The sequence below is a fragment of the Amycolatopsis kentuckyensis genome, assembly GCF_002155975.1.
GTDB classification, from domain to species: domain Bacteria; phylum Actinomycetota; class Actinomycetes; order Mycobacteriales; family Pseudonocardiaceae; genus Amycolatopsis; species Amycolatopsis kentuckyensis.
Genome location: NZ_MUMI01000206.1, coordinates 1 through 25,086, shown reverse-complemented (window position 1 = coordinate 25,086; position 25,086 = coordinate 1). Strand labels below are relative to the sequence as shown.

The window sequence follows — 25,086 nt, the reverse complement described above, 5'->3', positions numbered from 1 at the left end:
CCGGACCGCCCGGCGCGGGTGGTGGACGGGATCGTCACGGGATTGCACGCCCCGGAGGCCTCGAACCTGTTGCTGCTGGAGGCGTTGGCCGGGGCGGAGGTCGTTCAGCGGGCCTACGACGCGGCGGAGCAGGAGTGACACGTCGCCGAACTCGTGCCACAGGTACCGCTCCCGCACCGCCGCGATCCCCAGCCCGATCCCGCTGACGATCGACGCCACCAGGCTCGCCGTCGCCGTCACCAGGCCGAACGCGCCGCCCAGGTACACCGGGATCGACATCGCCACCGGCAGCCAGTTGCGCAGCAGGAACGCCCGGTCCGACGCCACCCACAGCACCAGCGCCACCGCCGCCCCCGTGACGACCGGGATCGCCCAGACGACGGCGCTGGTCAGCGCGTCCATCCCCAGTGACCTGAGCCACTCGAACGACGCCTGGCCCAGCCCGATGAACAACACGACCAGCGCCACGCGGACGCCGGCGGCTCCCTGGCCCCTGCTCGTCATGTCTTCCTCCCGAAATCCGTGGTCACCAGATACCACGTCCGGGTGACGCCGACGGTTGCCCGTTATGGCACTTTCTTCGAACCGAGCGCCGCCAGCGGCGGTGGTTCGCCCGGACGGCTAGCGGCGGCCGACGGCGATGTCAAGAAATCTCACCGGATGTCCCGGGATGCGGATGGCTATGCGCCTGAGTGGGTGACCGTGCGAACCTCCCCCCGGACACCGACGAAAGGCGATGCTGACGTGCGCACCCCTCGAAGAATCCTGGCCTCGGCGCTGGCCGCCCTGACCGTCGTGGGCGTGCTCGCCGGCTGTTCGCGCGCCGACAGCAGCGCCGCACCCGCCGCCGATCAGGGCGCCGCCGGCGAGGTTCGGGTCGGGTTCTTCCCGAACGTCACGCACGCGCCCGCGCTGATCGGGGTCAAGAAGGGCTTCTTCGCCGGTGAGCTCGGCTCGACCAAGCTCACCACCCAGACCTTCAACGCCGGGCCCGAAGAGGTCAACGCCCTGCTGGGCAACTCCCTCGACGTCGCCTTCATCGGCTCCGGCCCGGCGATCAACGCCTTCACCAAGTCCAAGGGCGCCATCCAGCTGGTCTCCGGTGCCGTCTCCGGCGGTGCGCAGCTGGTCGTCAAGCCGGACATCACCGGCGTCGATCAGCTCAAGGGCAAGAACATCGCCACGCCGCAGCTGGCCAACACCCAGGACGTCGCGCTCAAGAAGTTCCTGTCCGAAAAGCAGCTGACCGATCAGGTCAAGATCACCAACCTGGAAAACCCGAAGACGTTCGACGCCTTCAAGAAGGGCGAGGTCGACGGCGGCTGGCTGCCCGAGCCGTGGGCGTCCCGGCTGGTCCTCGACGCCGGCGCGAAGGTCCTGGTCGACGAGAAGACGCTGTGGCCGGGCGGGCGCTTCCCGTCCACCGTCGTGATCGTCCGCAGCGAGTTCCTGCAGCAGCACCCGGACACCGTCCGCGCGCTGCTCAAGGGCGAGCTCGCCGCGATCGACTGGGCGAAGGCCAACCCGGCGGACGCGAAGACCGTCGTCAACGGTGCGCTCAAGGAGCTGGCCGGCAGTACCCTGAGCGCAGCGGTCCTGGACCGCGCGTTCTCCGGCATCGAACTGACGACCGACCCGGTCGCGTCGGCGTTCCCGCAGCTCGCGCAGGACTCCGTCACCGCAGGGGTCGTGAAGTCGGCCGTCGCGCTCAAGGGCTTCGCCGACTTCGGCGCGCTCAACGAGGTGCTGAAGGCGCAGAACCAGCCCGCCGTCGTAGCTCCCGAACTGACCAAGTGAGAGGCAGCCAGCGATGACCACCACCCTCCCGACCGGCCGGGCCAGTTTCACCGGCGCGACCGCGGTGCGTCTCGACGGCGTGCGCAAGACGTTCGGCACCGCCGGCCGCGCGGTCGTGGCGCTCGACGGCGTGGACCTGACGGTCGCGCCCGGCGAGTTCGTCTGCCTGCTCGGCGCGTCCGGCTGCGGCAAGAGCACGCTGCTGAACCTGGTCGCGGGCCTCGACGCGCCGTCGGCGGGGGAGATCACGCTGAACACCTCCCGGCCCGCGGTGATGTTCCAGGAAGCCGCGCTGATGCCGTGGCTGACCGCGGCCCGCAACGTCGAGCTGCCGCTGCGGCTGGCCGGCTTCGGCCGCGCCGAGCGCCGCGAAAAGGCCGCCGAGCTGCTGGACCTGGTCCGGCTGAACGGCGCGGGCGGCAAGCGGCCGCACGAGCTGTCCGGCGGGATGCGGCAGCGCGTCGCGCTGGCCCGCGCCCTGGCCGCCACGCTGCGCGTGGGCGGCGACCCGGAGCAGTCGCTGCTGCTGATGGACGAGCCGTTCGCCGCGCTCGACGCCATCACCCGCGACGTCCTGCAGGGCGAGCTGCTGCGCGTCTACCGCAGCACGGGCACGTCCGTGCTGTTCGTGACGCACGACGTGCGCGAAGCGGTCCGGCTCGGCCAGCGCGTGGTGCTGCTGTCGTCGCGGCCCGGGCGGGTCGTGCGCCAGTGGACGGACGTGCCGCTGGCCGACGCCGAGGAGCTGACCGAGGAAATCACCGGGCACCTGCGCGAGGTGATCAGCACCCATGCCGCAGCTTGACCGGTCCGCCGAAGCCGACCTGGACCGGGTCGGCGCCGGACTGGATTCGCTCGACGCCCCGGTCGGCGACCGCCGCCCGAGCTTCTGGAAGCGGTTCGCCTGGGGTTTCCTGCCCCCGATGGGCGCGCTGGTCCTGCTGATCGTTCTCTGGCAGGTCCTCTGGGCCGCGGCGTTCTGGCCCGAGACGCAGCTGCCCGCACCGCTGGCGGTGTGGAACGAGTTCTGGGGCATCGTCGTCGACGGCAAGGTGTTCGGCTTCGTCTGGACGTCGGTCCACCGCGCGGCCCTCGGCTTCCTCGCCGGCGTGCTCATCGGCACGCCGCTCGGCCTGGTCGTGGCGAAGGTCCGCGTGGTCCGGGCGGCGATCGGCCCGCTGCTGACCGGGCTGCAGAGCCTCCCGTCGGTGGCCTGGGTGCCGGCCGCGATCCTGTGGTTCGGGATCAACGACGCGGCGATCTACTTCGTGGTGCTGCTCGGCTCGGTGCCGTCGATCGCGAACGGCCTGGTGTCCGGCATCGACCAGATCCCCCCGATCCTCCCGCGCGTGGGCCAGGTGATGGGCGCGAACCGGCTGTCGTCGGCCCGCCACATCCTGTTGCCGGCGGCGCTGCCCGGTTTCCTGGCCGGGCTGAAGCAGGGCTGGGCGTTCTCGTGGCGCTCGCTGATGGCGGCGGAGCTGATCGCGCTGTCCCCGCAGCTCGGCATCGGCCTCGGCGCGTACCTGAACCAGGGCTCGTCGTTCAACAGCATGGAGACGGTGATCGCGGCGATCTTCCTGATCCTGCTGGTCGGCGTGGGGATCGAGCTGGTGGTGTTCCGCCCGCTGGAGCGCGCGGTGCTGCGGGCCCGCGGCCTGACTTCGTCGCTGTAGCGGTTTTTTCGCGCCCGGATGTCGAAGCCGGTGCACCGGTGTCGACGTCTCCTTCGGATTCCTCGAGCGAAGGAGCGGGCAATGGTGATCGCGGTGCTGACGGCGTCGGTGGCGGCGTTCGTGGTGAGTTCGGCCTGGTACCTGGGGTTCGGCCGGGTCTGGGCCCGGCTGAGCCCGGCGGGCGCGGCGGCCCGGCCGTCACCGTGGCGGGTGGGCGCGGAGTTCGCGCGGACGGTGGTGCTGGTCACGGCGTTCGCGCTGCTGGCCGCGGCCGTCGGCGTCGAAGGTGTCCCCGGAGCGCTCGGCCTGGCGCTGCTGGTGTGGGCGGGGTTCCCGGTGGTGATCCTCGCGGGATCGGTCCTGCACGAGCGGGTCGCGGTGGGCCTGGCGGCGTTGCACGCGGGCGACTGGCTGGTGAAGGTCGCGGTCGTGGCGGTCCTGCTGGGGGTGTGGCGCTGAGGGCGGTGTTGCCCGGCCGGATCGGCCTGATGGTTTATCGGCTGGGGCCGAGTTGCCTGGCCGGGTCGGTCTGATGGCTTATCGGCTGGGGCCGAGTTGCCTGACCGGGTCGGTCTGATGGTTTATCGGCTGGGGCCGAGTTGCCTGGCCGGGTCGGTCTGATGGCTTACCGGTCGGGGCCGGTCTTGGCCTGTCCGCCCCCGTGGCTTGACCCGTCCGCCCCCGTGGGCGGTGCTTGGTCATCCCGGCGCCGACCGGGCCCGGCTAAAGCGTGCCGGGGCCCGGTCGGCCGGGAATCAGCGTGTGCGGCGGGAGCCGGCCCGGGTGCCGGACGAGAAGGCCGCCGCCCCGCCCGAGCCCGAGCGGCGGTCGCCCGCCGCGCCGGCGGACCGGCCGCTGCCGCCGGAACGGCCGCTGCCGCCCGTCTTGGCCGCACCGGCCGGGGCGCCCGACCGGCGGCCGCCGCCTCCGGACGTGCGGCGACCGGACTCCGGCTTCGCGTCGTCACGCCGGGGCTGCCCACCCGCCCGCGAACGCTGGCCACCGCGGTTCTCCTTCGGCGTGGCAGGGCCACCCCGGCGACCGCGGCCGCCACCCGGTGCCGCGCCCGTGGCCGACACCTTCTTCGGCCGGTTGTCCACCGCCGGCGCCTTCGAGAACGTCCGCTCGCCCGGGGCCAGCTCCGCCAGCAGCGGGTGACCCGGGCCGAGCTGGGTCGTCGTCGGCTTGATGCCCGCCTTGCGGGTCAGGTCGCGCACGTCGCGGACCTGTGCGTCGGTCATCAGCGTCACCACCGTGCCCGACGCGCCCGCGCGGGCCGTGCGGCCCGAGCGGTGCAGGTACGCCTTGTGCTCCACCGGCGGGTCGGCGTGGATGACCAGCCGGACGTCGTCGACGTGGATGCCGCGCGCCGCGATGTCCGTCGCGACCAGCGTCTTCGCGGTGCCCGACGAGAACGCTTCGAGGTTGCGCGTCCGGGCGTTCTGGCCCAGGTTGCCGTGCAGCTCCACCGCCGGGACGCCCGACGCCACCAGCTTGCGCGTCAGCGCCTTCGCGCGGCTCTTCGTCCGGGTGAAGACCAGCGTGCGGCCCGGGGCCGCGGTGAGGTCGACCAGCACCGGCAGCCGGTGGGTCTCCTCCAGGTGCAGGACGTGGTGCTCCATCGTCGACACCGGCGACTGCGCCGAGTCGACGCTGTGCGTGACCGGGTCGTTCATGAAGCGCTTGACCAGCACGTCCACGCCGTTGTCCAGGGTCGCCGAGAACAGCAGCCGCTGGCCGCGGGACGGCGTGGCGTCCATGATCCGGCGGACCTCGGGCAGGAAGCCCAGGTCGGCCATGTGGTCGGCCTCGTCCAGCACGGTGATCTCGATGGCGTCGAGCTTCACGTGCCCGGAGCGCATGTGGTCGGCGAGCCGGCCGGGGCAGGCGACGACGATGTCGACGCCGTCACGCAGCCGCGTGATCTGCGGGTTCGCCGAGACGCCGCCGAAGATGGTCGTCGTCTTCAGGCCCAGCGGCTTGGCCAGGGGCAGGATGGACGCCTCGATCTGCGTCGCGAGCTCGCGGGTCGGCGCCAGGATCAGCGCGCGGGGACGGCCCGGCTTGCGCCGCGTCGGGCCCGCGGCGAGGCGGGTCAGCACGGGCAGCACGAAGCCGTACGTCTTGCCGGAGCCGGTGCGGCCGCGCCCCAGCACGTCGCGTCCGGCGAGGGTGTGCGGCAGGGTCGCCGCCTGGATGGGGAAGGGCTCGGTGACGCCCTGTGAGGCCAGCGCGGCCACCAGCGGGGTGGGCAGGCCGAGTTCAGCGAAAGTGCTCATAAGTGCATGCGGGCACGCGGGTGCCCTGGTCTCCGTAACCTGAGAAGGGTTGTCCTGCCCGGCGCAGACCGGTCAACGGCCGCGGCGCGTGGTAGTCGACAACAGCAGCGGGCCGAGGCAGAACTGAGCGGCCCGCATGATCAGTATAGCGGGAGAGGGTGACGTACCCCCAGTGAGATTGCCCGCAGTCGGAGCGCCTTGCTAAGTTACCGGTCGGTAATCGAGGAGGACCACCATGCTGCTGAACCCGCGCGAGTACGACCCGGCGCACTTCGACGCCGAGACCCGGCGCCTGCTGCGCGCCACCATCGACTGGTTCGAGCAGCGCGGCAAGGCGAAGCTGACCGAGGACTACCACAACCGCACCTTCTACGCGGACTTCATCGAGTTCGCGGGCAAGGAAGGCCTGTTCGCGACCTTCCTGACGCCGGCCGCGAACGCCGGCGGCCACCCCGACAAGCGCTGGGACACCAGCCGCGTCGCCGCGCTGTCGGAGATCCTCGGCTTCTACGGCCTCAACTACTGGTACCCGTGGCAGGTCACGATCCTCGGCCTCGGCCCGGTGTGGCAGAGCGCGAACGCGGAAGCCCGCGAGCGCGCGGCGGCCGCCCTCGACGCCGGGGGAGTCGGCGCCTTCGGACTGTCCGAAAAGGACCACGGCGCCGACATCTACTCGTCCGACATGGTGCTCACCAAGGACGGCGACGGCTACCGCGCGACCGGCTCCAAGTACTACATCGGCAACGGCAACTGCGCGCGCACGGTGTCGGTCTTCGGCCGGATCGACGGCGTCGAAGGCCCGGACCAGTACGTCTTCTTCTACGCCGACGCCGAGCACCCGAACTACCACGTCGTGAAGAACGTCGTGCCGTCGCAGATGTACGTCGCCGAGTTCCGCCTCGAGGACTACCCGGTGCGCGCCGAGGACATCCTGCACGTCGGCGCCGAGGCCTTCAGCGCCGCGCTGAACACCGTCAACATCGGCAAGTTCAACCTCTGCTTCGGCGGCATCGGCATGGCGACGCACTCGCTGTACGAAGCCATCACGCACGCGCACAACCGCGTCCTCTACGGCAAGCCCGTGACGGACTTCCCGCACGTCCGCCGCGAGTTCGTCGAGGCCTACGCGCGGCTGACCGCGATGAAGCTGTTCTCCGACCGCGCCGTCGACTACTTCCGCAGCGCGAACGCCGACGACCGCCGCTACCTGCTGTTCAACCCGATCACCAAGATGAAGGTGACCACCGAGGCGCAGAAGGTGATCGGCCTGGTCGCCGACGTCGTGGCGGCCAAGGGCTTCGAGGCCGACACCTACCTGGCGATGTCCAAGAACGACATCGACGGCCTCCCGAAGCTCGAGGGCACGGTGGCCGTCAACCTGGCGCTGATCGCGAAGTTCATGCCGAACTACCTGTTCGCGCCGCAGGAGTACCCGCCGGTGCCGACCCGCACCGACGCCGCGGACGACGAGTTCCTCTTCCGCCAGGGCCCGGCGCGCGGCCTGTCGAAGGTCCGGTTCCACGACTGGAAGGCCGCCTACGCCGAAGCCGCGCACATCCCGAACGTCGCGCTGTTCACCGAGCAGGCGGGCTACCTGGTCAAGCTGCTCACCGAGGCGGCGCCGGACGAGGCGCAGCAGGCCGACCTCGACTTCGGGCTCGCGCTGACCGAGCTGTTCACGCTGATCGTGTACGGCCAGCTCGTCCTGGAACAGGCCCGGATCACCGGCCTGGACGACGAGGTCGTCGACCAGGTCTTCGCGGTGCTGGTGCAGGACTTCAGCGTCGCGGCGGTGGACCTCCACGGCAAGGCGAGCTCGACCGGGGCCCAGCAGGCGATCGCCCTGGCCGCCCTGCGGAAGCCGGTGGTCGACGCCGCGCGGTTCGAGAACGTCTGGGCGCGGGTGCGGGCGCTGTCCGGGGTCTACGCTATGCACCCGTGATGGCGCGGAAGTACCGGCTGGGCGTGACGCGGAAAGCCGCGAACGTGGTCGTGAAGGCGTTGCTGGAACGCGGGATCCCGGTCAACGGCGGCACCGGGTTCCTGCTGACCACGCGCGGGCGCAAGAGCGGCGAGGACCGGACCACGCCGGTCAACGTCATCGAGGTCGGCGGCGAGCGCTGGCTGGTGTCGCCGTACGGGCGGGTCGGCTGGGTGCACAACCTGCGCGCCGACCCCACCGCCCGGCTCTGGCGCGGCCGGCGGCGCGAGACGTGGGACGTCGAGGAGCCCGACGCCGCCACGGCGGGCAGGGTGCTGCGCGCCTACGTCCGCAAGATCCCGGTGACGGCGCCGTTCTTCGACGCGAAGCTGACCGGCCCGCCCGAAGAGTTCGCCGCGGAAGCCGATCGACACCCGGTGTTCCGGTTGGCAAGATCGCGGGCGTGAACCGAGAGCGGGCGGCGGAGCTGATCTGGGACGCGTGGCTGACCGGCAAGCGGCTGGAGGGCCTCCCGGACGACGCCCGCCCGCGCGACTTCGCCGAGGGCATGGCGGCGCAGGCGGCGCTCGCGGAGCGGGCCGGGCCGGTGTCCGGCTGGAAGATCGGCGCGACCACCGTGTACGCCCGGCAGTACCTCGGCGTGCCCGGGCCGCTGCCGGGCGCGATGTTCGAGCGGTTCCACCACGTCGAGGGGGCCCCGGTCCCGGCGGACACGATGACGATGGGCGTGGCCGAACCGGAGTTCGCCTTCCGGCTCAAGGCCGGCCCGGGACTGTCGCCGTCGCTGGCCGCGGTGCTCGACGCGGTCGACACGATGTTCCTGGCGATCGAGCTGCCGGACAGCCGCTACACCGACCACCGCCACGCGGGCGGCCCGCAGCTCCTGGCCGACGCGGCGTGCTCGGGCCGGTTCGTCGAGGGCCGCCCGGTGCCGGGCTGGCGCGACGTCGACCTGCCCCGCAGCCGGGTGGTCCTCCACGCGGACGGCGCGGAGTTCTCCCGCGGCAGCGGCAGCCTGGTCCTCGGCGACCCGCGCCTGGCGCTGCACTGGCTGGCGATGGAGCTGCCCCGCCACGGCCTCGCGCTGCGCCCGGGCGACGTGGTGACGACCGGAACGGCCACGCCACCGTGCCCGATCCACGCGGGCGGCCACGTGGTGGCGGACTTCGGCGCGCTGGGCAGTGTGGAAGCGAGTTTCACGTCGCTAGAGTGATCAGGTGCTGACTTTCCGTGCGGGTTTCGTCGTGCTGGCGCTGGTGGTGGCGGCGCTCGACGCGGGCTTCTGGCTCTTCGCGCGCGGCCCCCACCCGATGACGGCGCGCATCGGCTTCCTGGTGGCGTTCGTGCTGCTGCTGGCCCTGCTGGCGGCGGCCGCGGGCGTGGTGCGCTGGGAGGTGGCGGCGCCGTTGGGCGCGGCCTCGACATCGGGCCTGCTGTTCGTCGGCGCGGCGGCGATCTTCAGCGTGGGCCTGGGGTTCCTGCTGACGGCGGTGGTGGAGGCGGCCTTGGTGCGGCGGCTGGTGCTGGACGCGTCGCCGGTGGGATGGCGCGGCGGCACCGGGGTGATCAGCGCGGCCGCCGCCGTGGTTCCGGTGGGGCTGCTGGCGGTGGGCCTGTTCTCGCTGAAATAGGCCCGGTTCGCCGGGACGCGGTGCATGACTCGTCCGGCGACCTGGCCGAGTCATGCACCGCGTCGGGAGCGGCTACTTGCCGAAACCGGCCCGGCGAAGCGCGTCAGCCATGGAGCCGCTGCCACCGGAGTTGCCTCCGCGGCCGCCGCCACCGCTTCCGCCGCGCCGGTCGCCACCGCCGCCACCACGGCGCTGACCCTGGCCACCCTGACCGCCCTGACCGCGGTCCCGGCGCTCGCCGCCGCCACCGCCGCCGCGGGAAGCCCCGGCGCCCGGCTCGTCGTCCAGGCGCAGCGTCAGCGAGATGCGCTTGCGCGGCACGTCGACGTCGAGGACCTTCACCTTCACGATGTCCCCGGGCTTCACGACCTCCCGCGGGTCCTTCACGAAGTTCTTCGACAGCGCCGAAACGTGGGCCAGGCCGTCCTGGTGCACGCCGACGTCGATGAACGCGCCGAACGCCGCCACGTTCGTCACCACGCCCTCCAGGCGCATGCCCGGCTTGAGGTCGCCGATCTTGTCCACGCCCTCGGCGAACGTCGCCGTCTTGAAGGCCGGGCGGGGGTCGCGGCCCGGCTTGTCGAGCTCCGACAGGATGTCCGTCACCGTCGGGAGACCGAACGTCTCGTCCACGAACTCGTCGGGGCGCAGCGACGACAGCGTCCGGGAGTTGCCGATCAGGGCGCGGATGTCCGTGCCTGTCTTCGACAGGATCCGCCGGACCACCGGGTACGCCTCCGGGTGCACCGCCGACGAGTCGAGCGGGTCGTCGCCGTCCGGGATGCGGAGGAAGCCCGCGCACTGCTCGAACGCCTTCGGGCCGAGGCGCGCGACCTCCTTCAGCGCCATCCGGGAGCGGAACGGGCCGTTCGTGTCGCGGTGGGCCACGATGTTCTCCGCCAGGCCCGTCGTGATGCCCGAAACCCGGGTCAGCAGCGGCGCCGACGCCGTGTTGACGTCCACGCCGACCGCGTTCACGCAGTCCTCGACCACCGCGTCGAGCGAGCGCGACAGCGAAACCTCGGACAGGTCGTGCTGGTACTGCCCGACGCCGATCGACTTCGGGTCGATCTTCACCAGCTCGGCCAGGGGGTCCTGCAGCCGCCGGGCGATCGAGACCGCGCCGCGCAGCGAGACGTCCATGTTCGGCAGTTCCTGCGAAGCGAACGCCGACGCCGAGTACACCGAAGCGCCCGCCTCGGAGACGACGGCCTTCGTCAGCTTCAGTTCCGGGTGCTTCTTGATCAGCTCCTGGGCGAGCTTGTCCGTCTCGCGCGACGCCGTCCCGTTGCCGATCGAGATCAGGTCCACCTTGTGCCGCGCCGCCAGCGCCGCCAGCTCGGCGATCGACTGGTCCCACTTGTTCGCCGGCTGGTGCGGGTAGATGACGTGGGTGTCGACGACCTTGCCGGTCGCGTCCACGACCGCCACCTTGACGCCGGTGCGGAAGCCCGGGTCGAGGCCCATGGTGGCGCGGGTGCCGGCCGGCGCGGCCAGCAGCAGGTCGCGCAGGTTGGCCGCGAACACGCGCACGGCGTCGTCCTCGGCCGCCTGGCGCAGCCGCATCCGCAGGTCGATGCCCAGGTGCAGGAGGATCTTGGTGCGCCACGCCCAGCGCACGGTGTCGCCGAGCCACTTGTCGCCCGGGCGGCCCTGCTGGGCGATGCCGAACTTCGCGGCGATGCGCTGCTCGTAGTCGGTCGGCCCGACCTGCGGCTCGTCGGACGGCTCGTCCGGCGACATGGTGAGGTCGAGGACCTCCTCCTTCTCGCCGCGCAGCATCGCGAGGATCCGGTGCGAGGGGAGCTTGGTGTAGGGCTCGGAGAAGTCGAAGTAGTCGGAGAACTTCGCGCCTTCCTCCTCCTTGCCGGACCGGACCTTGGCGACCAGGTGGCCCTGGCCCCACATCTTCTCGCGCAGCTCGCCGATCAGGTCGGCGTCCTCGGCGAAGCGCTCGACGAGGATCGCGCGGGCGCCGTCGAGGGCGGCCTGCGCGTCCGCGACGCCCTTGTCCGCGTCGACGAACACCGCGGCCGCGGCCTGCGGGTCGGTCGTCGGGTCGTTCAGCAGGCCGTCGGCCAGCGGCTCGAGACCCGCTTCGCGCGCGATCATGGCCTTCGTGCGGCGCTTCGGCTTGTACGGGAGGTAGATGTCCTCCAGCCGCGACTTCGTGTCCGCCGCCAGGATCGACGCCTCGAGGGCCTCGTCGAGCTTGCCCTGGCTGCGGATGGACTCGAGCACGGCGAGCCGGCGCTCGTCGAGTTCCCGCAGGTAGCGCAGCCGCTCTTCGAGCGTGCGCAGCTGCGCGTCGTCGAGCATGCCGGTGACTTCCTTGCGGTAACGGGCGATGAACGGCACGGTCGAACCGCCGTCGAGCAGCTCGACGGCGGCCTTGACCTGTCCTTCGCGCACGCCCAGTTCTTCGGCGATCTTCTGCTCGACCGACACGCTCACTGCAACACGCTCCTGCTTCGCCTGGTTCCGATCGTCTCATTCTGCCGTTTCCGCCGCCCCGACTTTCGGATGGGGCTGCTTGACAATCAGATTGGTCTAGTCCACTTTGTGGTGACCTGCCTCACTCGTGTTCGTGGAGGTCCCGTGGTCCCCAAGGTTCGCTTCGCTCTGCTCTCCTTACTTTCCGTGGTTGCGTTGTCTCTCGGTGTGACCTTCGTGCTCGCCGGCAGCGCTTCGGCGGCGAACATCCTGGCCAACCCCGGCTTCGAAGCCGGCACCACGGGCTGGACGTGCACCGGCGCGTCGGCCGCGGTGAGCTCGCCGGTGCACGGCGGCAGCCGGGCCCTGAACGCGACGCCGTCGTCGTCGGACAACGCCCAGTGCTCGCAGACGCTCACCGTCTCGGCGAACACGGCGTACAAGCTGTCGGCGTGGGTCCAGGGCAGCTACGTCTACCTGGGCGTCTCCGGCTCGGCGACGACCAGCACGTGGACGCCCGGCACCAGCGGCTACCAGCAGCTGTCGCTGAGCTTCACGACCGGCGCGAGCACGTCGCTGACGGTGTACCTGCACGGCTGGTACGGCCAGCCGGCGTACTACGCCGACGACGTCAGCCTCGACGGCCCCGGCACCCCGCCGACGACGACGCCGGCCACGCCGACCACCCCGACCACCACAACCACCCCGCCGACGACCACCACGACGACGCCGCCCACGCAGGGTGACCTGCCGAAGCACGTCCTGACCGGCTACTGGCAGAACTTCTACAACGGCGCCAAGGCGCTGAAGCTCGCCGACGTGCCGACGAAGTACAACATCATCGCGGTGTCGTTCGCGGACGCGACGGGAACACCGGGCGCGGTGAGCTTCACGCTCGACTCGGGCCTGTCCTCGCAGCTCGGCGGCTACACGGACGCCCAGTTCAAGGCCGACGTCAAGACGGTGCAGGCCCGCGGCCAGAAGGTGATCATCTCGGTCGGCGGCCAGAACGGCACGATCAGCGTCGCCGACTCGAACTCGGCCACCAACTTCGCGAACAGCATCAAGTCGCTGATCGCGAACTACGGCTTCGACGGCGTCGACATCGACCTCGAGAACGGCATCAACGCCACGTACATGGGCCAGGCGCTGCGCAGCATCTACAACGGCGGCGGCAAGGTCATCACGATGGCCCCGCAGACGATCGACATGCAGTCCACGGCCGGCGGCTACTTCCAGCTGGCGCTGAACATCAAGGACATCCTGACGATCGTCAACATGCAGTACTACAACTCCGGTTCGATGAACGGCTGCAACGGCAACGTCTATTCGCAGGGAACGGTCGACTTCCTGACGGCGCTGGCCTGCATCCAGCTCCAGGGCGGCCTGCGCGCGGACCAGGTCGGCCTCGGCCTCCCGGCGTCCCCGCAAGCGGCGGGTGGCGGCTACCAGGCCCCGGCCAACACGGTCTCGGCACTGAACTGCCTGGCCCGCGGCACGTCCTGCGGCAGCTTCAAGCCGTCGGCGACGTACCCGTCGATCCGCGGCGCGATGACGTGGTCGATCAACTGGGACGCGTCGCAGGGGTACGCGTTCGCCAACACGGTGTCGGCCGGGCTCGCGGGCCTGCCCTGACCGTGCGCTGAACGGCCCTCCCGGCGGCGCGGTCCGGGAGGGCCGTTCAGCGGGGCGTCAATGGCAGCCGGCTACGCCACGATCACACGTCCGGGCCTCAACTGAGGTGCGGGACTGTGCCAGGGTTGTCCGACGTGACTGCTGAGAACGCGACGTCGGACGAGCCGAGCCCCGCGCTGAAGAGGATTGCCGAGCGGGCGTCCGCCGCCGGGATCAAGGCCGCTTGGACACGGTGGCTGAACCCGAGCTCGAAGGAGCAGGAAGGGCCGTTCTACCTCCGGGTCGACTTCCCGGCCGGGCGGGCGTACCGGAAAGTGACCATTTCCGAGGACGACGCACCCAAATGGGAGCGGGTCGATTTCGCGCGGTGGACGTTCCTGGGAGACTACGACGCGATCCTGGATCGGTCATCGGACCGGATCATGGCCGTTCTGGACCGCCGTTCCGACGGTTTCGGCTTGCTGAGCGGGCCGGTCCCGGGGACGCGGGACATCTCCGAGGAAGATCCGGACCTGGTTCCCATCGACGACTGGGAATCGAAATCCGGCATTCGCAAGCCGCAGAGGTTCCAGGTTGATCATCGATCGGTCGAAGGGCTCTCGATCGTGGTTCAGAAACCACCGCCAGTCGCGTTGCGCATCGCCTGTAGCGCGCGTCCGCACTTGTGGTCGGTGGTGCTGACCGGTACCACGACAGCGCGGCACGATGACGCGCTCCGCTTGCTTCGCGAGATCTCCACGTCGTTCTTCATCGATCTGGACATGAGCTACGGAGTTGCCTTCAGGCTCAAAAAGGACGTCATGAAGGAGTTCGCGAACGAGCGGACCGACGATGAGCGAGCACTGACCACTCCACCCCGGTTTCCCGAGCTGGTGCACAACGACGACGCCGCGTCGTTGTACTTGTACGCACGCTCCCTGGGGCAGGTTCCCCTGCTGGAGTACCTCGCTTACTACCAGGTCCTCGAGTTCTTCATGCCGCAGTACGCGCGGCAGGCCTCGGTGTACAAGCTGCGGGATGTGCTGAGGGATCCTCGATTCGACTACAACGACGAAGCCGCGCTGGGCCGCGTGATCGAGATGCTCGTCGACCGGAGCCGGACGTCGAGCAACGAGCGTGAACAGCTGAAGGCGACGGTCCTCCGGTGTCTCGAGCCGGGTGTTCTCACTCAGTACCTCGAAGCCCATCCTCTTGGCGCCGCGGCCATGTCGGACAGCAAGCGGATAGCCGATGTGCGAACGGTGAAACCGAAGGAACCCGGCGCAACCCAGGTGGAGCAGGTGTCCGATCGCATCTACGACCTGCGTTGCCGCATCGTGCACGGCAAGGACGGCGGCAACGGCCGCGGGGAGCCGCTACGCCCCTTCGGGCCCGAGTCCAAGCTTCTCGCGCACGACCTGGCGCTCATCCGGTTCGTGGCGCAGCGAGTACTGCTCACTTCGAGCGGCCCGGCCTCGTGGGGACGCTGACGTCTTCCGACGTCAGCGGGGCGTCAACGGCAGCCGCAGGGCGGCCGGCGCCTCCGGCGGCACGACCGGACGTCGAGGTGCCACCGCCGCCACCCGCTGGTACGGCTCACCCAGCGGCGGCCGCGGATCCGCGTCCCCGCGGTTCGGCCAGAACGCCATCGCCCGCTCGGCCTGGGCGGTGATCGTCAGCGACGGGTTCACGCCCAGGTTGGCCGAGATCGCCGAGCCGTCCACCACGTGCAGGCCCGGGTGGCCGTACAGCCGCTGGTACGGGTCGACCACGCCGGTTTCGGGAGCATCCCCGATCGCGCAGCCGCCGATGAAGTGGCCCGTGATCGGGATGTTCGCCAGGTCCGTCCACGCGCCCTGGGGCAGGCCGCCGATCTTCGCGGCCACCCGGCGCGTCACCTCGTGCCCGGCCGGGATCCAGTCCGGCGAAGGGGCGCCCGACCCCTGCTTGGTCGTCATGCGGCGGCCGAACAGCCCGCGCTTGGTGTACGTCGTCACCGAATTGTCCAGCGTCTGCATCACCAGCAGCCCGATCATCCGCTCCGACCAGTGCCGCGGGCTGTGGATCCGCAGCAGGTCGCGGCGGGACCGCCACAGCTCGCGCAGCCCCAGCACCCAGCGACGGCGCCCCGGGACCGCGTCCACCAGCACCGTCGCCAGCAGGCCCATCAGGTTGCTGCCGCGCCCGTACCGCACCGGCTCCACGTGCGTCACCGCGTCCGGGTGGATCGACGACGTGATCGCGACCCCCCGCGAGTAGTCCGTGTCCGTCCGCAACGACCGGGCCGCCAGCACCGCCTCCGAGTTCGTGCGGGCCAGGAGCCCGAGCCGGGGCGACAGCGAAGGCAGGGTTCCCGTGTCGCGCATCCGGTGCAGCAGCCGTTGCGTGCCCAGGGCGGCCGCGGAGAACACCACCTGCGACGCGGTGAACGTCCGGCGGGAAAGGCCACCCGTGCGCCGCGTGTCGACCGCGTACCCGCCGTCGACCGGCCGGACCGTCACCGCGGTCGTCAGGGGGTGCACCACGGCGCCCGCCCGCTCGGCCAGGTACAGGTAGTTCTTCACGGTCGTGTTCTTCGCCCCGACCCGGCACCCGGTCATGCACTCGCCGCACTGCGTGCAGGAAGCACGCAGGGGACCGGCGCCGCCGAAGAACGGGTCCACCCCGGACTGTCCGAAGTAGACACCGACGGGCGTGCGCCGGTAGGTGTGCCCGATGCCCATGTCCTCGGCCACCGAACGCAGCACCCGGTCCGCGGCCGTCGTCGCCGGGTTCTCGACCACGCCGAGCATCCGCTTCGCCTGGTCGTAGTACGGCGCCAGCTCGGCCTTCCAGTCCGTGATGTGCGCCCACTGCGGATCGGCGTAGAAGCCGTCCGGGGGCTCGTACAGGGTGTTCGCGTACACCAGCGAACCCCCGCCGACGCCGGAGCCGCTCATCACGAACGTGTTCTTCAGCAGCGTCAGGCGCTGGATGCCGAAGCAGCCCAGCGCGGGCGCCCACAGGTACTTCCGCACCCGCCACGACGTCTTCGCGAACTCGTCGTCGGCGAACCGGCGGCCGGTCTCCAGCACGCCGACGCGGTAGCCCTTCTCGGTCAGCCGCAGTGCCGTGACGCTGCCGCCGAACCCCGAACCGATGACCAGGACGTCGTAGTCCATCAGCCCGCCACCCGGTAGTCGGCGACGTCGAAGCGCCGCGTCCGGCGGTCGTACTCGGTGACCAGCCCGGGCCAGTTGGTCGTCACCCGGCCGTCCGCCTGCCGGTACCAGCTCGTGCAGGCGCTCCACACGCTGCGGCCCAGCCGCCGCTGCACTTCCCGGTCGTACCGCTCTTCGACCTCCGGCCGCACGTCCAGATAGGACACGCCGGGCCGCGCGAGCCGCTCGACCGCCTGGCGGATGTAGCGGGCCTGCCGCTCGATCATGTAGATGATGGACCCGGCACCGAGGTTCGTGTTGGGCCCGTAGACGCAGAACAGGTTGGGGAAGCCGGGCACGGTCATGCCCAGGTACGCCCGTGCGCCGCCGGACCACTCGTCGTCCAGGGTCCGCCCGCCGAGGCCGCGGACCGTCATCCGGCCGAGGAACTGCGTCGCGGCGAAGCCGGTGCCGTAGATCAGCACGTCCGCCTCGATCTCGGTCCCGTCCTCGACCCGGACGCCCTTCTCGGTGATCTCGGCGATCCGCCGCGTCTCGACGTCGGCGTCCGGCTGGGCGAGCGCGGGCAGGTAGTCGTTGGTGAAGAGGATCCGCTTGCAGCCCAGGGGATAGGCCGGCGTGAGCTTGGCCCGCAGCTCCGGGTCCTTGATGTGGCGGCGCCGCAGCTGCGCGGTCCGCAGCTCGAACATCTTCGCCAGCGCCGGGTGGTGCGTCATCGCGTACGTGGCGTACTCGGCGAGCAGGAAGATCCGCAGCCGGCCGAGCAGCTGGGTCGGCGGCAGGTGCTCGAACAGCCAGTGCTGCCACCGCCGGTAGCTCGGATCGGACTTCGCCATGACGTACGGCGGCGTGCGCTGGAAGACCGTGACGTGCTGGGCGCGTTTCCGCAGCTCCGGCACGAACTGCACGGCGCTGGCGCCGGTCCCGATGACGGCGACGCGCTTGCCGGTCAGGTCGACGTCGTGGTCCCAGCGGGCCGAGTGGAAGGCGTCGCCGGCGAAGCTTTCCCGGTTCGGGATGTCCGGCAGCACCGGGCGCGACAGCTGGCCGACGGCCGGCACGAAGACGTTCGCCTCGAACGTCTCCCCGTTCTTCGTCTCGACGCGCCAGAGTCCGCGGTCTTCGTCGAACGCGGCCGCGGTGACCTCGGTGCGGTACCGGATGTGCGGTTCCAGGCGGTACTTCGCGATGACGCGCCGCAGGTAGGCGAGGATGTCGGGCTGGTGGGAGAACCGCTTCGGCCACCGCGGGTTGGGCTCGAAGGAGAAGGAGTACAGCGGCGACGGGATGTCGCACGCGGCGCCCGGGTAGGTGTTGTCCCGCCAGACGCCGCCGGGTCCGTCGGCGCTCTCCAGGATCGTGAAGTCGCCGAACCCCGCGCGCTTGAGTTCGATCGCCGTCCCGATGCCGCCGAACCCGGTGCCCGCGATCAGCACCGACGGCCCCTTCGCCGAACCAGTCATGCCCGAAAAGCTACGGACTCCGGGCCTGTGACAACAGGCCACGAACGGTCACTCAATCGAGATTTCCGGCCAGAGTAGGGTGCTGAGGTGCCGCGCTACGTGCTGGTCGAGGACGACGGGGAGCGGCGTATCCCGTGCGTGGCCGCCGAGGGCGTGTTCACCGGGCCGGCGGGGGAGCCGCTCCGGCTGTGGGACTGCACCCTGCCGGACGACCTCGGCGAACGGCTGCGGACCGGGCGGAAGATCCCGCCTGCGTTGTTCGTCTTCGCCGCCGTCGACCGCTTCGGGATCGAAACCGAACTGAGCCTGGTCCGATTTGACCTCGCCGAATGGTCGCTGCGCGGCGCCCACCACGCCGACCTCGTGTTGCGGGAGCCCTTGCACGACCCGCCGTCGCCGGCCGCCGAGCCGATCTGGCAGCTGTGGTCGGCCGGGCGTCCGCAGGCGAAGAACCTCTGGGCCGGCCACGACCGCGTCGAATGGCTGCGGGCCGCGGTGGCACACCACCGCGCCGAGGGCCCCGACCGGCCGTCGGGCCGGACCTACCGGCTCGACGGTACGCACGTCACCGACACCAAGAGCTACTACTGCGCGCTCGGCGAAGCGGTCAACGGCCCGGGTGGCTACTTCGGGTGGAACCTCGACGCACTCGCCGACTGCCTGCGAGGTGGCTTCGGCGCGACTCCGCCGTTCACCGTCGTGGGACCCGAGGTGCCGCACGTCCGCGAAGTCTTCGACCAGGCCGGCGTCACGCTACGGGCAAGACCCTGACTTCGTGGGTTTCCGCACCCGCTTCCGCCCACTCGACCAGCTCGGCCGCCGACTTCTCCAGCGCCGCCAGGTCCCGCTTCGGCAGCTTCTCGAACGGCGACAGCTCGATCACCGCGGCCTTCTTGGCCGCCTTGATCTCCCAGAAGCCGCACACCTGCCCGCCGACCAGCAAGGTGCCCTTGACCAGGCCGTTGTGCGAGATCACGCGCTTGCGGTAGGCGTCCGAGATGACCCGTGTCCGGTCCGCGTAGGAGAGGATCATCTGGTCGAAGGGGCCGAGCAGCCGCGGTGGTGCCGGGACGTCCTCGCCGGGCAGCGTCAGCTCCGGCAGGTCCAGCAGCTCGCGGCCGTCCGGGCCGCGGTAGCGCCGCAGGTCCATCCCGGCCGCCACCTCGCCCAGCCGGGTGATGCCGGCCCACGCCTGCACGTCCGCCACCGTGGCCGGGCCGAACGCGCGCAGGTACCGCGCGATCAGCTCCGCCGGCGCGGGCGGCGGCAGCGGAGCGCCCACCCAGTCGTCCAGGCACGCGTACGTCGTCTGCCCGGCCTTGCCCCAGATCGCCCGCGGCGGGGTCTGCACCAGCGGCAGCCGGCCCCGGGCCAGGTGCGTCAGCGAGGACGGCGGGACGTCCCAGCTGCGTGCCAGCTCGGCACCCAGCGCGTTCCCCGGCATCGGGCCGTGGAGGAGCAGCTTCCGCGCGGCCTCGGCGACCTCGTCGTGGTCGAGCCCGGCCAGCGCGCGGGCGTGCTGGGCGTTCTGCTTGAGGTCGCGGTCGTAGATCCCCTGGACCACGGGCCGCCACGCCAGCGCGTCCGCCGCCGTCACCAGGTGGACGGTGCCGCGCATCAGCGCGATCCGCACCACCCGCCGGCTTTCCAGGAGCTCCACGAGCTCCGCCGGCCGGAACCCCGCCAACCGCGACCACAGCCCGAAGTACGGCGGGAACGGCGCCTGCGCCTGGAGCCCGGCCAGGTGCTCCACCGCGTCGAAGGCGGACATCTTCGCCCGGCGCAGCAGCAGCTGGCGTTCCAGGGTGGCCCGGTTCAGGGCGCGTCGGCTCAAGGTCTGCACGCCGTCACCCTAACGATCACCCAGGACAGTTTCCGTCCTCGATTGGACACGTTCTCCGGGCGTGATCCAGAATTCCGGCCATGGCCGAGCTCGCCGCGCCCGCCGTCGGGGACTGGGACTTCCCCCGCGGCACCGCGAGCATCGAGCTGATGACGCGCTTCGCCGCCGAGCGCGGCCTGCCCGCCGGGCGGCTCCTGGCCGCGACCACGCTGACGCCGGAGCTGCTCGCCGACCCCTCCGTGCAGGTCGACGCGCGTCAGGAACTGGCTGTCGTCCGGGCGCTGGCCGGCCTGGACGGATCCGACGCGACGGCGCTGGCGCTGGGGCGCCGCTACCGCGTCACCACCTTCGGCATCTTCGGCTTCGCCTGCATCAGCAGCCCGACGCTGCGCGACGCGATGCTGTTCGCCCTGCGCTACTTCGACCTGAGCTTCGCGTTCTGCATCCCGCACGTCGTCCTCGGCGCCGACCGGCTGACCCTCGAGCTCGACGACAGCCGCGTGCCCGCCGACGTCGCCCGCTTCCTCGTCCTGCGCGACCTGGCCGCGATCTTCGCCGTCATGCGCGACCTCCTGCCCGAGATCGCGCTGGACGAGCTGACGTTCCGGCACGAAACGTCCACTCCGGAGGAGTACCTGCCCGCGTTCGGCGTGCGGCCGCGCTTCGGTGCCGACGCCTGCCGCGCGACGCTCGACCCGGCGCTGCTGAGCCGGCCGCTGCCGCAGGCCAACGACCAGACCGTCGCCCTGTGCGCCGCGCAGTGCGAAGCGCTCGTCGCGCGACGGCGGCTGCGCTCGGGCATTTCGCAGCAGGTGCGGGAACGGCTGGTCCGGCTCGGTGGCGTCGACGCCGGGATGGACGAGATCGCCCGTCAGCTGACCCTCAGCACGCGGACCCTGCGCCGCCGCCTGACCGAAGCCGGCACGAGCTACCGGGCGCTGGTCGACGAGGTCCGCCAGACGCTCGCCGAAGAGCTCCTCGACACCGGCGTGCTGTCGGTCGAGGACGTCGCCTACCGGCTCGGGTACGCCGAGGCGTCGAGCTTCATCCACGCGTTCAAGCGCTGGACCGGGATGACGCCGGCGGCGTTCGCCCGTCGCTTCCGCGCCGCTCGGCGAGGACCGCCGGGTAGGTGATCTTCAGCAGGTTGAGGAGCGCATCGGTGAGGAAGGTGCGCAGGGCCGCGCGGTCCAGCGTGCCGCGGATCAGCCACTCCCGCGACGCCGCGCGCAGCATCCCGCCGAACGAGCGGATCATCGCGCGCAGTTCTTCGCGGCCCTCGGTCACGCCGGTCATCAGCGCGGCTTCGAGGACGCGGTCGGCGGCGATCTCGTCGGCCTCCAGCATGATCCGCTCGATTTCGGGGTCCCGCCCCGCCGCCTCGGGCCCGATCACGGTCAGCCAGGCGTCGCGGTTGCGGTCCACGACCTCGATCCAGCGTTCGACGCCGATCGACAGCCGCTGCTCCATCGTGGTGTCCGGCAGCGCTTCGGTGACCGGCGCGGGCACGATCATCAGCTGCCGCACCACTTCCAGGTACAGCTCGCGCTTCCCGCCGAAGTAGTGGTTGATCAGCGGGCGCGCCACCCCGGCGGCCTCGGCGATGTCCGAAGTGGACACCGAGGCGTAGCTGCCCGCCCCGAACAGGTGCCGGGCGGCGGCGAGGATCTCCGCACGCCGTTCGGCGGGTTCGAGCCGGCGGCGCCGGGGCCGGGTCCCACTGGTCATCCGCTCAGCCTCGCGGGGGATCGGCACGCTGTCAACAAGTAGTTGACCCGTCGTCAAAAGAGTGACTCCGGTGGCGGCGATGCGGTGTTTCGGGCCAACCTTTGTCGTTACGCAACCGGAACAACCGGCCGGTAACTTCCCGGCACCCGGATGCGACGAGACGGCAGGGGGCCCGGACCGGGGGTAGGAGCAGATGAACGAAGAAGGCGCGCCGATCCGGCCGGCCGGGCGCTGGGTGAGCGTCCGCCTGCAGCATCGCCACGTCAGCTTCGACGAAGGTTTCGAAGCGGACGAGCCCCTTCCGGACGGCGACTGCGCGGACGAGGCTTCGCTGTCGTACTCGGGAATCGTGATTTCCAGTTACGACCGGGGCGAGAAGGTCTCGGAGCGCTGGATCCCGCTGGGGATCGATCCGTCCGAAGCGGACGACGAGCGGCTGATCGGCCAGCTGCGGGAGGCGTTGCTGTGGCAGGCAGGCCGGCCGCCGCAGAACGCGGAGGACTGACCGCTCGTGAGGGGTAACGAGGGTGGGAACCCTCCTCACCACTCACGACCCGGTGCGCAGCCCCTCGAAGGCCACCTTGCACACCGCGTCCGCCACCTCGGCCGCCGACGAACCGCGCCTCGGCCGGTACCACTCGATCAGCGAGTTCACCATGCCGAACACCAGCCGCGCGGTCACCGCCGGGTCCACGTCCGGCCGGACGTCGCCCTCCGCCTCCGCCTGCTTCACCAGGTCCGTCACCAGCCGGTCGAACTCGCGACGGCGGGCCAGGGCCGCCCGCTCCACCTTCGTGTTGCCGCGCACCCGCAGCAACAGCGTCACGAACGGCAGCCGGTCCGCCAGCACCAGCACGCTGCCGCGCACCAGGTGCTCCAGCCGGTCGATCGCGCGCCCGTCGAGCTGAGCCGTCTCCGACGCCACTTCGAACAGCCCGTCCAGCGCGCGGTCCACCGCCAGCCGCAGCAGCTCCTCCTTGCTCGGCACGTGGTGGTAGATCGCCGACTTCGTGATGCCGAGCTTGCGGGAGAGGTCCTCCATGCTCGTGCCGTCGTAGCCGCGCTCGTTGAACAGCTTCACCGCCACCTGCAGCAGCGATTCGAGGTCGTAGCCGGGCCGCCCGCGCCGCGGGGCCGTCACGGCTTGTCCCGCTGGTCCACGATCCGCCGCATCTTGCCCATCGACCGCTCCAGGGTGTCCGGGTCGACGACGTCCACCGACACCGTCACGCCGACGCCGTCCTTCACGCCGGTGATCAGCTCCGCAGCCGCCCGCGCCCGGTCGTCGCCGGAAGCGTCGTGGCGCGCCTCCACCCGTACGGTCAGGTGGTCGAGCCGGCCGCGCGTGGACCGGACGAGCTGGAAGTGCGGGCTCAGCCCTGCCGTCCGCAGCACGATCTCCTCGATCTGCGTCGGGAAGACGTTGACCCCGCGCAGGATGATCAGGTCGTCGGTCCGGCCGGTCACCTTGGCCATCCGCCGGAACGCCGGCCGCGCGGTCCCCGGGTTCAGCTCGGTCAGGTCGCGGGTGCGGTAGCGGATGATCGGCAGGGCCTGCTTGGTCAGCGACGTGAACACCAGCTCACCGGTCTGGCCGCCGCCGAGGACCTCCTCGGAGTACGGGTCGATCACCTCGGGGTAGAAGTGGTCCTCCCAGACGTGCAGGCCGTCCTTCGTCTCGACGCACTCCTGCGCGACCCCCGGCCCCATCACCTCCGACAGCCCGTAGATGTCGACGGCGTCGAGCGCGAACCGCTCCTCGATCTCGGCGCGCATCTGCTCGGTCCACGGCTCGGCGCCGAAGATGCCCACCTTGAGCGAGCTGGCCCGCGGGTCGACACCCTGGCGCTCGAACTCGTCGAGCAGCGTCAGCATGTACGACGGCGTCACCATGATGACCTCGGGCCGGAAGTCGGTGATCAGCTGGACCTGCCGCGCGGTCATCCCGCCCGACGCCGGGATCACCGTGCAGCCCAGCTTCTCGGCCCCGTAGTGCGCGCCGAGACCGCCGGTGAACAGGCCGTAGCCGTAGGCGACGTGCACCTTGTGCCCCGGCCGCCCGCCCGCGGCGTGGATCGAGCGGGCCATCACCGTCGCCCAGGTGTCGATGTCCTGCTCGGTGTACCCGACGACGGTGGCCTTGCCGGTGGTGCCGCTGGAGGCGTGGATGCGCCGCACCTGGTCCTGGGGCACCGCGAACATCCCGAACGGGTAGTTCTCGCGCAGGTCCTGCTTGGTGGTGAACGGGAACTTCGCCAGGTCGGCCAGTTCCTTGCAGTCGTCCGGGTGGACGCCGGCCTCGTCGAACTTCCGCGTGTAGGCGGGCACGTTCGTGTAGGCGTGCCGGAGTGTCCACTGCAGACGTTCCAGCTGGAGGGCGGCCAGCTCGTCGGCGCCGATGTCCGTCTCGATCATGGTCGGTCCCGTTTCGCGGAGAGGACGCGGCTGCGCCCGCGGAATTCGGCGACGACCTCGGGCCCGGCGGGGGTCTCCCGGTGCACCGTGACGTCGTAGATGCCGTTGCGGCCGTAGCGGGTGCGCTCGGTGGCCGTGGCGACGAGGTGGTCGCCGAGCCGGCCGGCCGCGACGAAGGAGATTTCGGCGCCCGAAGCGACCGTCGCGGGGCCGTGGCTGTTGCAGGCGCAGGCGAAGGTCGTGTCGGCCAGCAGGAAGACGTACCCGCCGTGGGCGATGTCGTGGCCGTTGACCATCGCGCGGGTGATCGTCATGGTCGCCACGGCCCGCCCGTCGCTCGCTTCGAGGAGTTCGATGCCCAGCGCGCGGGACGCCTCGTCGGCGGCGAACATGGTGTGCGCGGCGTTGGTCATGCACCCTCCGTCCCCACTGACCGAATGGACGGTCACCTCGCGGTGCCGCTCAGTAAAGGCAGTGGTCGGCGCCGGTGTCAAGCGTCCGGCCCTTCCGATCTTCGGGTCCGGCGGCTACCATGCGATTAACTGAACGTCCGGTAGGTAATTCGGCGAGAGGGACCTGATGGCACTGCTGCGCAGCTACGTCTCCGGGAGCTGGCACACGGCGGCGGACGAGGGCGTCCCGCTGCACGACGCGGCCACCGGCGAGGAGGTCGCCCGGATCTCGTCGGCGGGGGTCGACTTCGCGGCCGCGCTGGAGTACGGCCGCCGCGTGGGCGGCCCGGCGCTGCGGGAGCTGACGTTCCACCAGCGTGCGGCGCTGCTCAAGGCCCTGGCCTCGCACCTGCGCGAGCACCGCGACGAGCTGTACGCGCTCTCGGCGAAGACCGGTGCCACCCTCGGTGACTCGAAGTTCGACATCGACGGCGGCATCGGCGTGCTGTTCAGCTACGCCTCGAAGGGCAAGCGCGAGCTGCCGAACGACACCGTCTACGTCGAGGGCAACGTCGAGCCGCTCTCCCGCGGCGGCACGTTCGTCGCGCAGCACATCGCGACGCCGCTGCGGGGTGTCGCCGTCCAGATCAACGCTTTCAACTTCCCGGTCTGGGGGCCGCTGGAGAAGTTCGCGCCCGCGTTCCTGGCCGGC

Annotated in this window: 25 protein-coding genes; 16 read left to right on the top strand and 9 right to left on the bottom strand. The window is 71.1% G+C overall.

Annotated features, from left to right (window positions below; genetic code table 11):
• Positions 1-18 precede the first annotated feature (18 nt).
• From CCN39_RS52915 to CCN39_RS20650, 6 genes are all read left to right on the top strand, one after another.
• The gene (locus CCN39_RS52915; protein WP_353526849.1) at positions 19-138 is read left to right on the top strand and encodes an S-adenosylmethionine:tRNA ribosyltransferase-isomerase; all 120 of its coding nucleotides are present in this window, start codon (positions 19-21) and stop codon (positions 136-138) included.
• Between the two features lie 157 nt (positions 139-295).
• Complete coding sequence (locus CCN39_RS52910) at positions 296-550, top strand: hypothetical protein (RefSeq protein WP_353526848.1); 255 nt, start codon at positions 296-298, stop codon at positions 548-550.
• A gap of 194 nt (positions 551-744) precedes the next feature.
• Entirely contained in the window at positions 745-1,797 is a 1,053-nt protein-coding gene (locus CCN39_RS20665) for an ABC transporter substrate-binding protein (RefSeq protein ID WP_086844378.1), read from the top strand.
• 13 nt (positions 1,798-1,810) lie between these two features.
• Positions 1,811-2,602 (top strand): ABC transporter ATP-binding protein, encoded by a 792-nt coding sequence (locus tag CCN39_RS20660; protein ID WP_086844376.1) that lies wholly within the window; start codon positions 1,811-1,813, stop codon positions 2,600-2,602.
• Positions 2,589-3,473, top strand: a complete 885-nt coding sequence (locus CCN39_RS20655) for an ABC transporter permease (RefSeq protein WP_086844374.1) — start codon at positions 2,589-2,591, stop codon at positions 3,471-3,473. The genes CCN39_RS20660 and CCN39_RS20655 overlap by 14 nt, the downstream gene beginning before the upstream one ends.
• Positions 3,474-3,554: 81 nt before the next feature.
• On the top strand, positions 3,555-3,932 hold the full coding sequence (locus CCN39_RS20650; RefSeq protein WP_086844372.1) for a DUF1761 domain-containing protein: 378 nt from the start codon (positions 3,555-3,557) through the stop codon (positions 3,930-3,932).
• A gap of 296 nt (positions 3,933-4,228) precedes the next feature.
• Here CCN39_RS20650 and CCN39_RS20645 read toward each other — a convergent pair whose 3' ends face one another.
• Entirely contained in the window at positions 4,229-5,752 is a 1,524-nt protein-coding gene (locus CCN39_RS20645) for a DEAD/DEAH box helicase (RefSeq protein ID WP_086844370.1), read from the bottom strand.
• 235 nt (positions 5,753-5,987) lie between these two features.
• Between CCN39_RS20645 and CCN39_RS20640 the strand changes: the two genes are divergently transcribed.
• Genes CCN39_RS20640 through CCN39_RS20625 form a run of 4 tightly spaced genes read left to right on the top strand, consistent with a single transcriptional unit; the run spans position 5,988 to position 9,325 of the window.
• Positions 5,988-7,694 (top strand): acyl-CoA dehydrogenase family protein, encoded by a 1,707-nt coding sequence (locus CCN39_RS20640; protein WP_086844369.1) that lies wholly within the window; start codon positions 5,988-5,990, stop codon positions 7,692-7,694.
• On the top strand, positions 7,694-8,140 hold the full coding sequence (locus tag CCN39_RS20635) for a nitroreductase family deazaflavin-dependent oxidoreductase (protein WP_208630280.1): 447 nt from the start codon (positions 7,694-7,696) through the stop codon (positions 8,138-8,140). Before CCN39_RS20640 ends, CCN39_RS20635 begins: the two co-directional genes overlap by 1 nt.
• Positions 8,137-8,907, top strand: a complete 771-nt coding sequence (locus CCN39_RS20630; RefSeq protein WP_086844365.1) for a 2-keto-4-pentenoate hydratase — start codon at positions 8,137-8,139, stop codon at positions 8,905-8,907. The genes CCN39_RS20635 and CCN39_RS20630 overlap by 4 nt, the downstream gene beginning before the upstream one ends.
• A gap of 4 nt (positions 8,908-8,911) precedes the next feature.
• On the top strand, positions 8,912-9,325 hold the full coding sequence (locus tag CCN39_RS20625) for a hypothetical protein (RefSeq protein ID WP_086844362.1): 414 nt from the start codon (positions 8,912-8,914) through the stop codon (positions 9,323-9,325).
• 72 nt (positions 9,326-9,397) lie between these two features.
• On the opposite strand, the gene CCN39_RS20620 is transcribed toward CCN39_RS20625, so the two are convergent.
• A complete protein-coding gene (locus CCN39_RS20620; protein WP_086844360.1) occupies positions 9,398-11,779 on the bottom strand; it encodes a Tex family protein in 2,382 nt (793 codons plus the stop codon).
• A gap of 144 nt (positions 11,780-11,923) precedes the next feature.
• On the opposite strand from CCN39_RS20620, the gene CCN39_RS20615 reads away from it, so the two are divergent.
• Together CCN39_RS20615 and CCN39_RS20610 are read left to right on the top strand one after the other, a co-directional pair.
• A complete protein-coding gene (locus CCN39_RS20615; protein ID WP_086844357.1) occupies positions 11,924-13,393 on the top strand; it encodes a chitinase in 1,470 nt (489 codons plus the stop codon).
• Between the two features lie 134 nt (positions 13,394-13,527).
• Positions 13,528-14,862 carry a hypothetical protein gene (locus CCN39_RS20610; RefSeq protein WP_143264093.1) on the top strand — a complete coding sequence of 445 codons (1,335 nt, stop codon included), beginning with the start codon at positions 13,528-13,530 and terminating at the stop codon, positions 14,860-14,862.
• A gap of 12 nt (positions 14,863-14,874) precedes the next feature.
• Here CCN39_RS20610 and CCN39_RS20605 read toward each other — a convergent pair whose 3' ends face one another.
• Complete coding sequence (locus CCN39_RS20605; RefSeq protein WP_086844353.1) at positions 14,875-16,533, bottom strand: GMC oxidoreductase; 1,659 nt, start codon at positions 16,531-16,533, stop codon at positions 14,875-14,877.
• On the bottom strand, positions 16,533-17,996 hold the full coding sequence (locus CCN39_RS20600; protein ID WP_086844351.1) for a flavin-containing monooxygenase: 1,464 nt from the start codon (positions 17,994-17,996) through the stop codon (positions 16,533-16,535). Before CCN39_RS20600 ends, CCN39_RS20605 begins: the two co-directional genes overlap by 1 nt.
• Positions 17,997-18,083: 87 nt before the next feature.
• On the opposite strand from CCN39_RS20600, the gene CCN39_RS51810 reads away from it, so the two are divergent.
• Positions 18,084-18,767: a barstar family protein gene (locus CCN39_RS51810; RefSeq protein WP_086844349.1), complete on the top strand. Its 684-nt coding sequence runs from the start codon at positions 18,084-18,086 to the stop codon at positions 18,765-18,767.
• On the opposite strand, the gene CCN39_RS20590 is transcribed toward CCN39_RS51810, so the two are convergent.
• Entirely contained in the window at positions 18,745-19,839 is a 1,095-nt protein-coding gene (locus CCN39_RS20590) for a winged helix DNA-binding domain-containing protein (protein ID WP_086844347.1), read from the bottom strand. The genes CCN39_RS51810 and CCN39_RS20590 overlap by 23 nt on opposite strands.
• Positions 19,840-19,919: 80 nt before the next feature.
• Between CCN39_RS20590 and CCN39_RS20585 the strand changes: the two genes are divergently transcribed.
• Positions 19,920-20,975: an AraC family transcriptional regulator gene (locus tag CCN39_RS20585; RefSeq protein ID WP_086844345.1), complete on the top strand. Its 1,056-nt coding sequence runs from the start codon at positions 19,920-19,922 to the stop codon at positions 20,973-20,975.
• Here CCN39_RS20585 and CCN39_RS20580 read toward each other — a convergent pair.
• Positions 20,896-21,567 carry a TetR/AcrR family transcriptional regulator gene (locus CCN39_RS20580; protein WP_086844342.1) on the bottom strand — a complete coding sequence of 224 codons (672 nt, stop codon included), beginning with the start codon at positions 21,565-21,567 and terminating at the stop codon, positions 20,896-20,898. The two genes, CCN39_RS20585 and CCN39_RS20580, sit on opposite strands and share 80 nt — an antisense overlap.
• 193 nt (positions 21,568-21,760) lie before the next feature.
• Between CCN39_RS20580 and CCN39_RS20575 the strand changes: the two genes are divergently transcribed.
• Positions 21,761-22,072, top strand: coding sequence for a hypothetical protein (locus CCN39_RS20575; RefSeq protein WP_086844340.1), 312 nt, complete (start codon positions 21,761-21,763; stop codon positions 22,070-22,072).
• Positions 22,073-22,114: 42 nt separating this feature from the next.
• On the opposite strand, the gene CCN39_RS20570 is transcribed toward CCN39_RS20575, so the two are convergent.
• From CCN39_RS20570 to paaI, 3 genes are read right to left on the bottom strand one after another with little or no spacing between them, the layout of a single operon-like run.
• Positions 22,115-22,708 (bottom strand): TetR/AcrR family transcriptional regulator, encoded by a 594-nt coding sequence (locus CCN39_RS20570; protein ID WP_086844338.1) that lies wholly within the window; start codon positions 22,706-22,708, stop codon positions 22,115-22,117.
• Entirely contained in the window at positions 22,705-23,982 is a 1,278-nt protein-coding gene (gene paaK / locus CCN39_RS20565) for a phenylacetate--CoA ligase PaaK (protein ID WP_086844336.1), read from the bottom strand. Before paaK ends, CCN39_RS20570 begins: the two co-directional genes overlap by 4 nt.
• The gene (paaI, locus tag CCN39_RS20560; protein WP_086844333.1) at positions 23,979-24,395 is read right to left on the bottom strand and encodes a hydroxyphenylacetyl-CoA thioesterase PaaI; all 417 of its coding nucleotides are present in this window, start codon (positions 24,393-24,395) and stop codon (positions 23,979-23,981) included. The genes paaK and paaI overlap by 4 nt, the downstream gene beginning before the upstream one ends.
• A gap of 166 nt (positions 24,396-24,561) precedes the next feature.
• On the opposite strand from paaI, the gene CCN39_RS20555 reads away from it, so the two are divergent.
• On the top strand, positions 24,562-25,086 hold a 525-nt coding region (locus CCN39_RS20555), incomplete at its 3' end, for an aldehyde dehydrogenase family protein (RefSeq protein ID WP_143264092.1).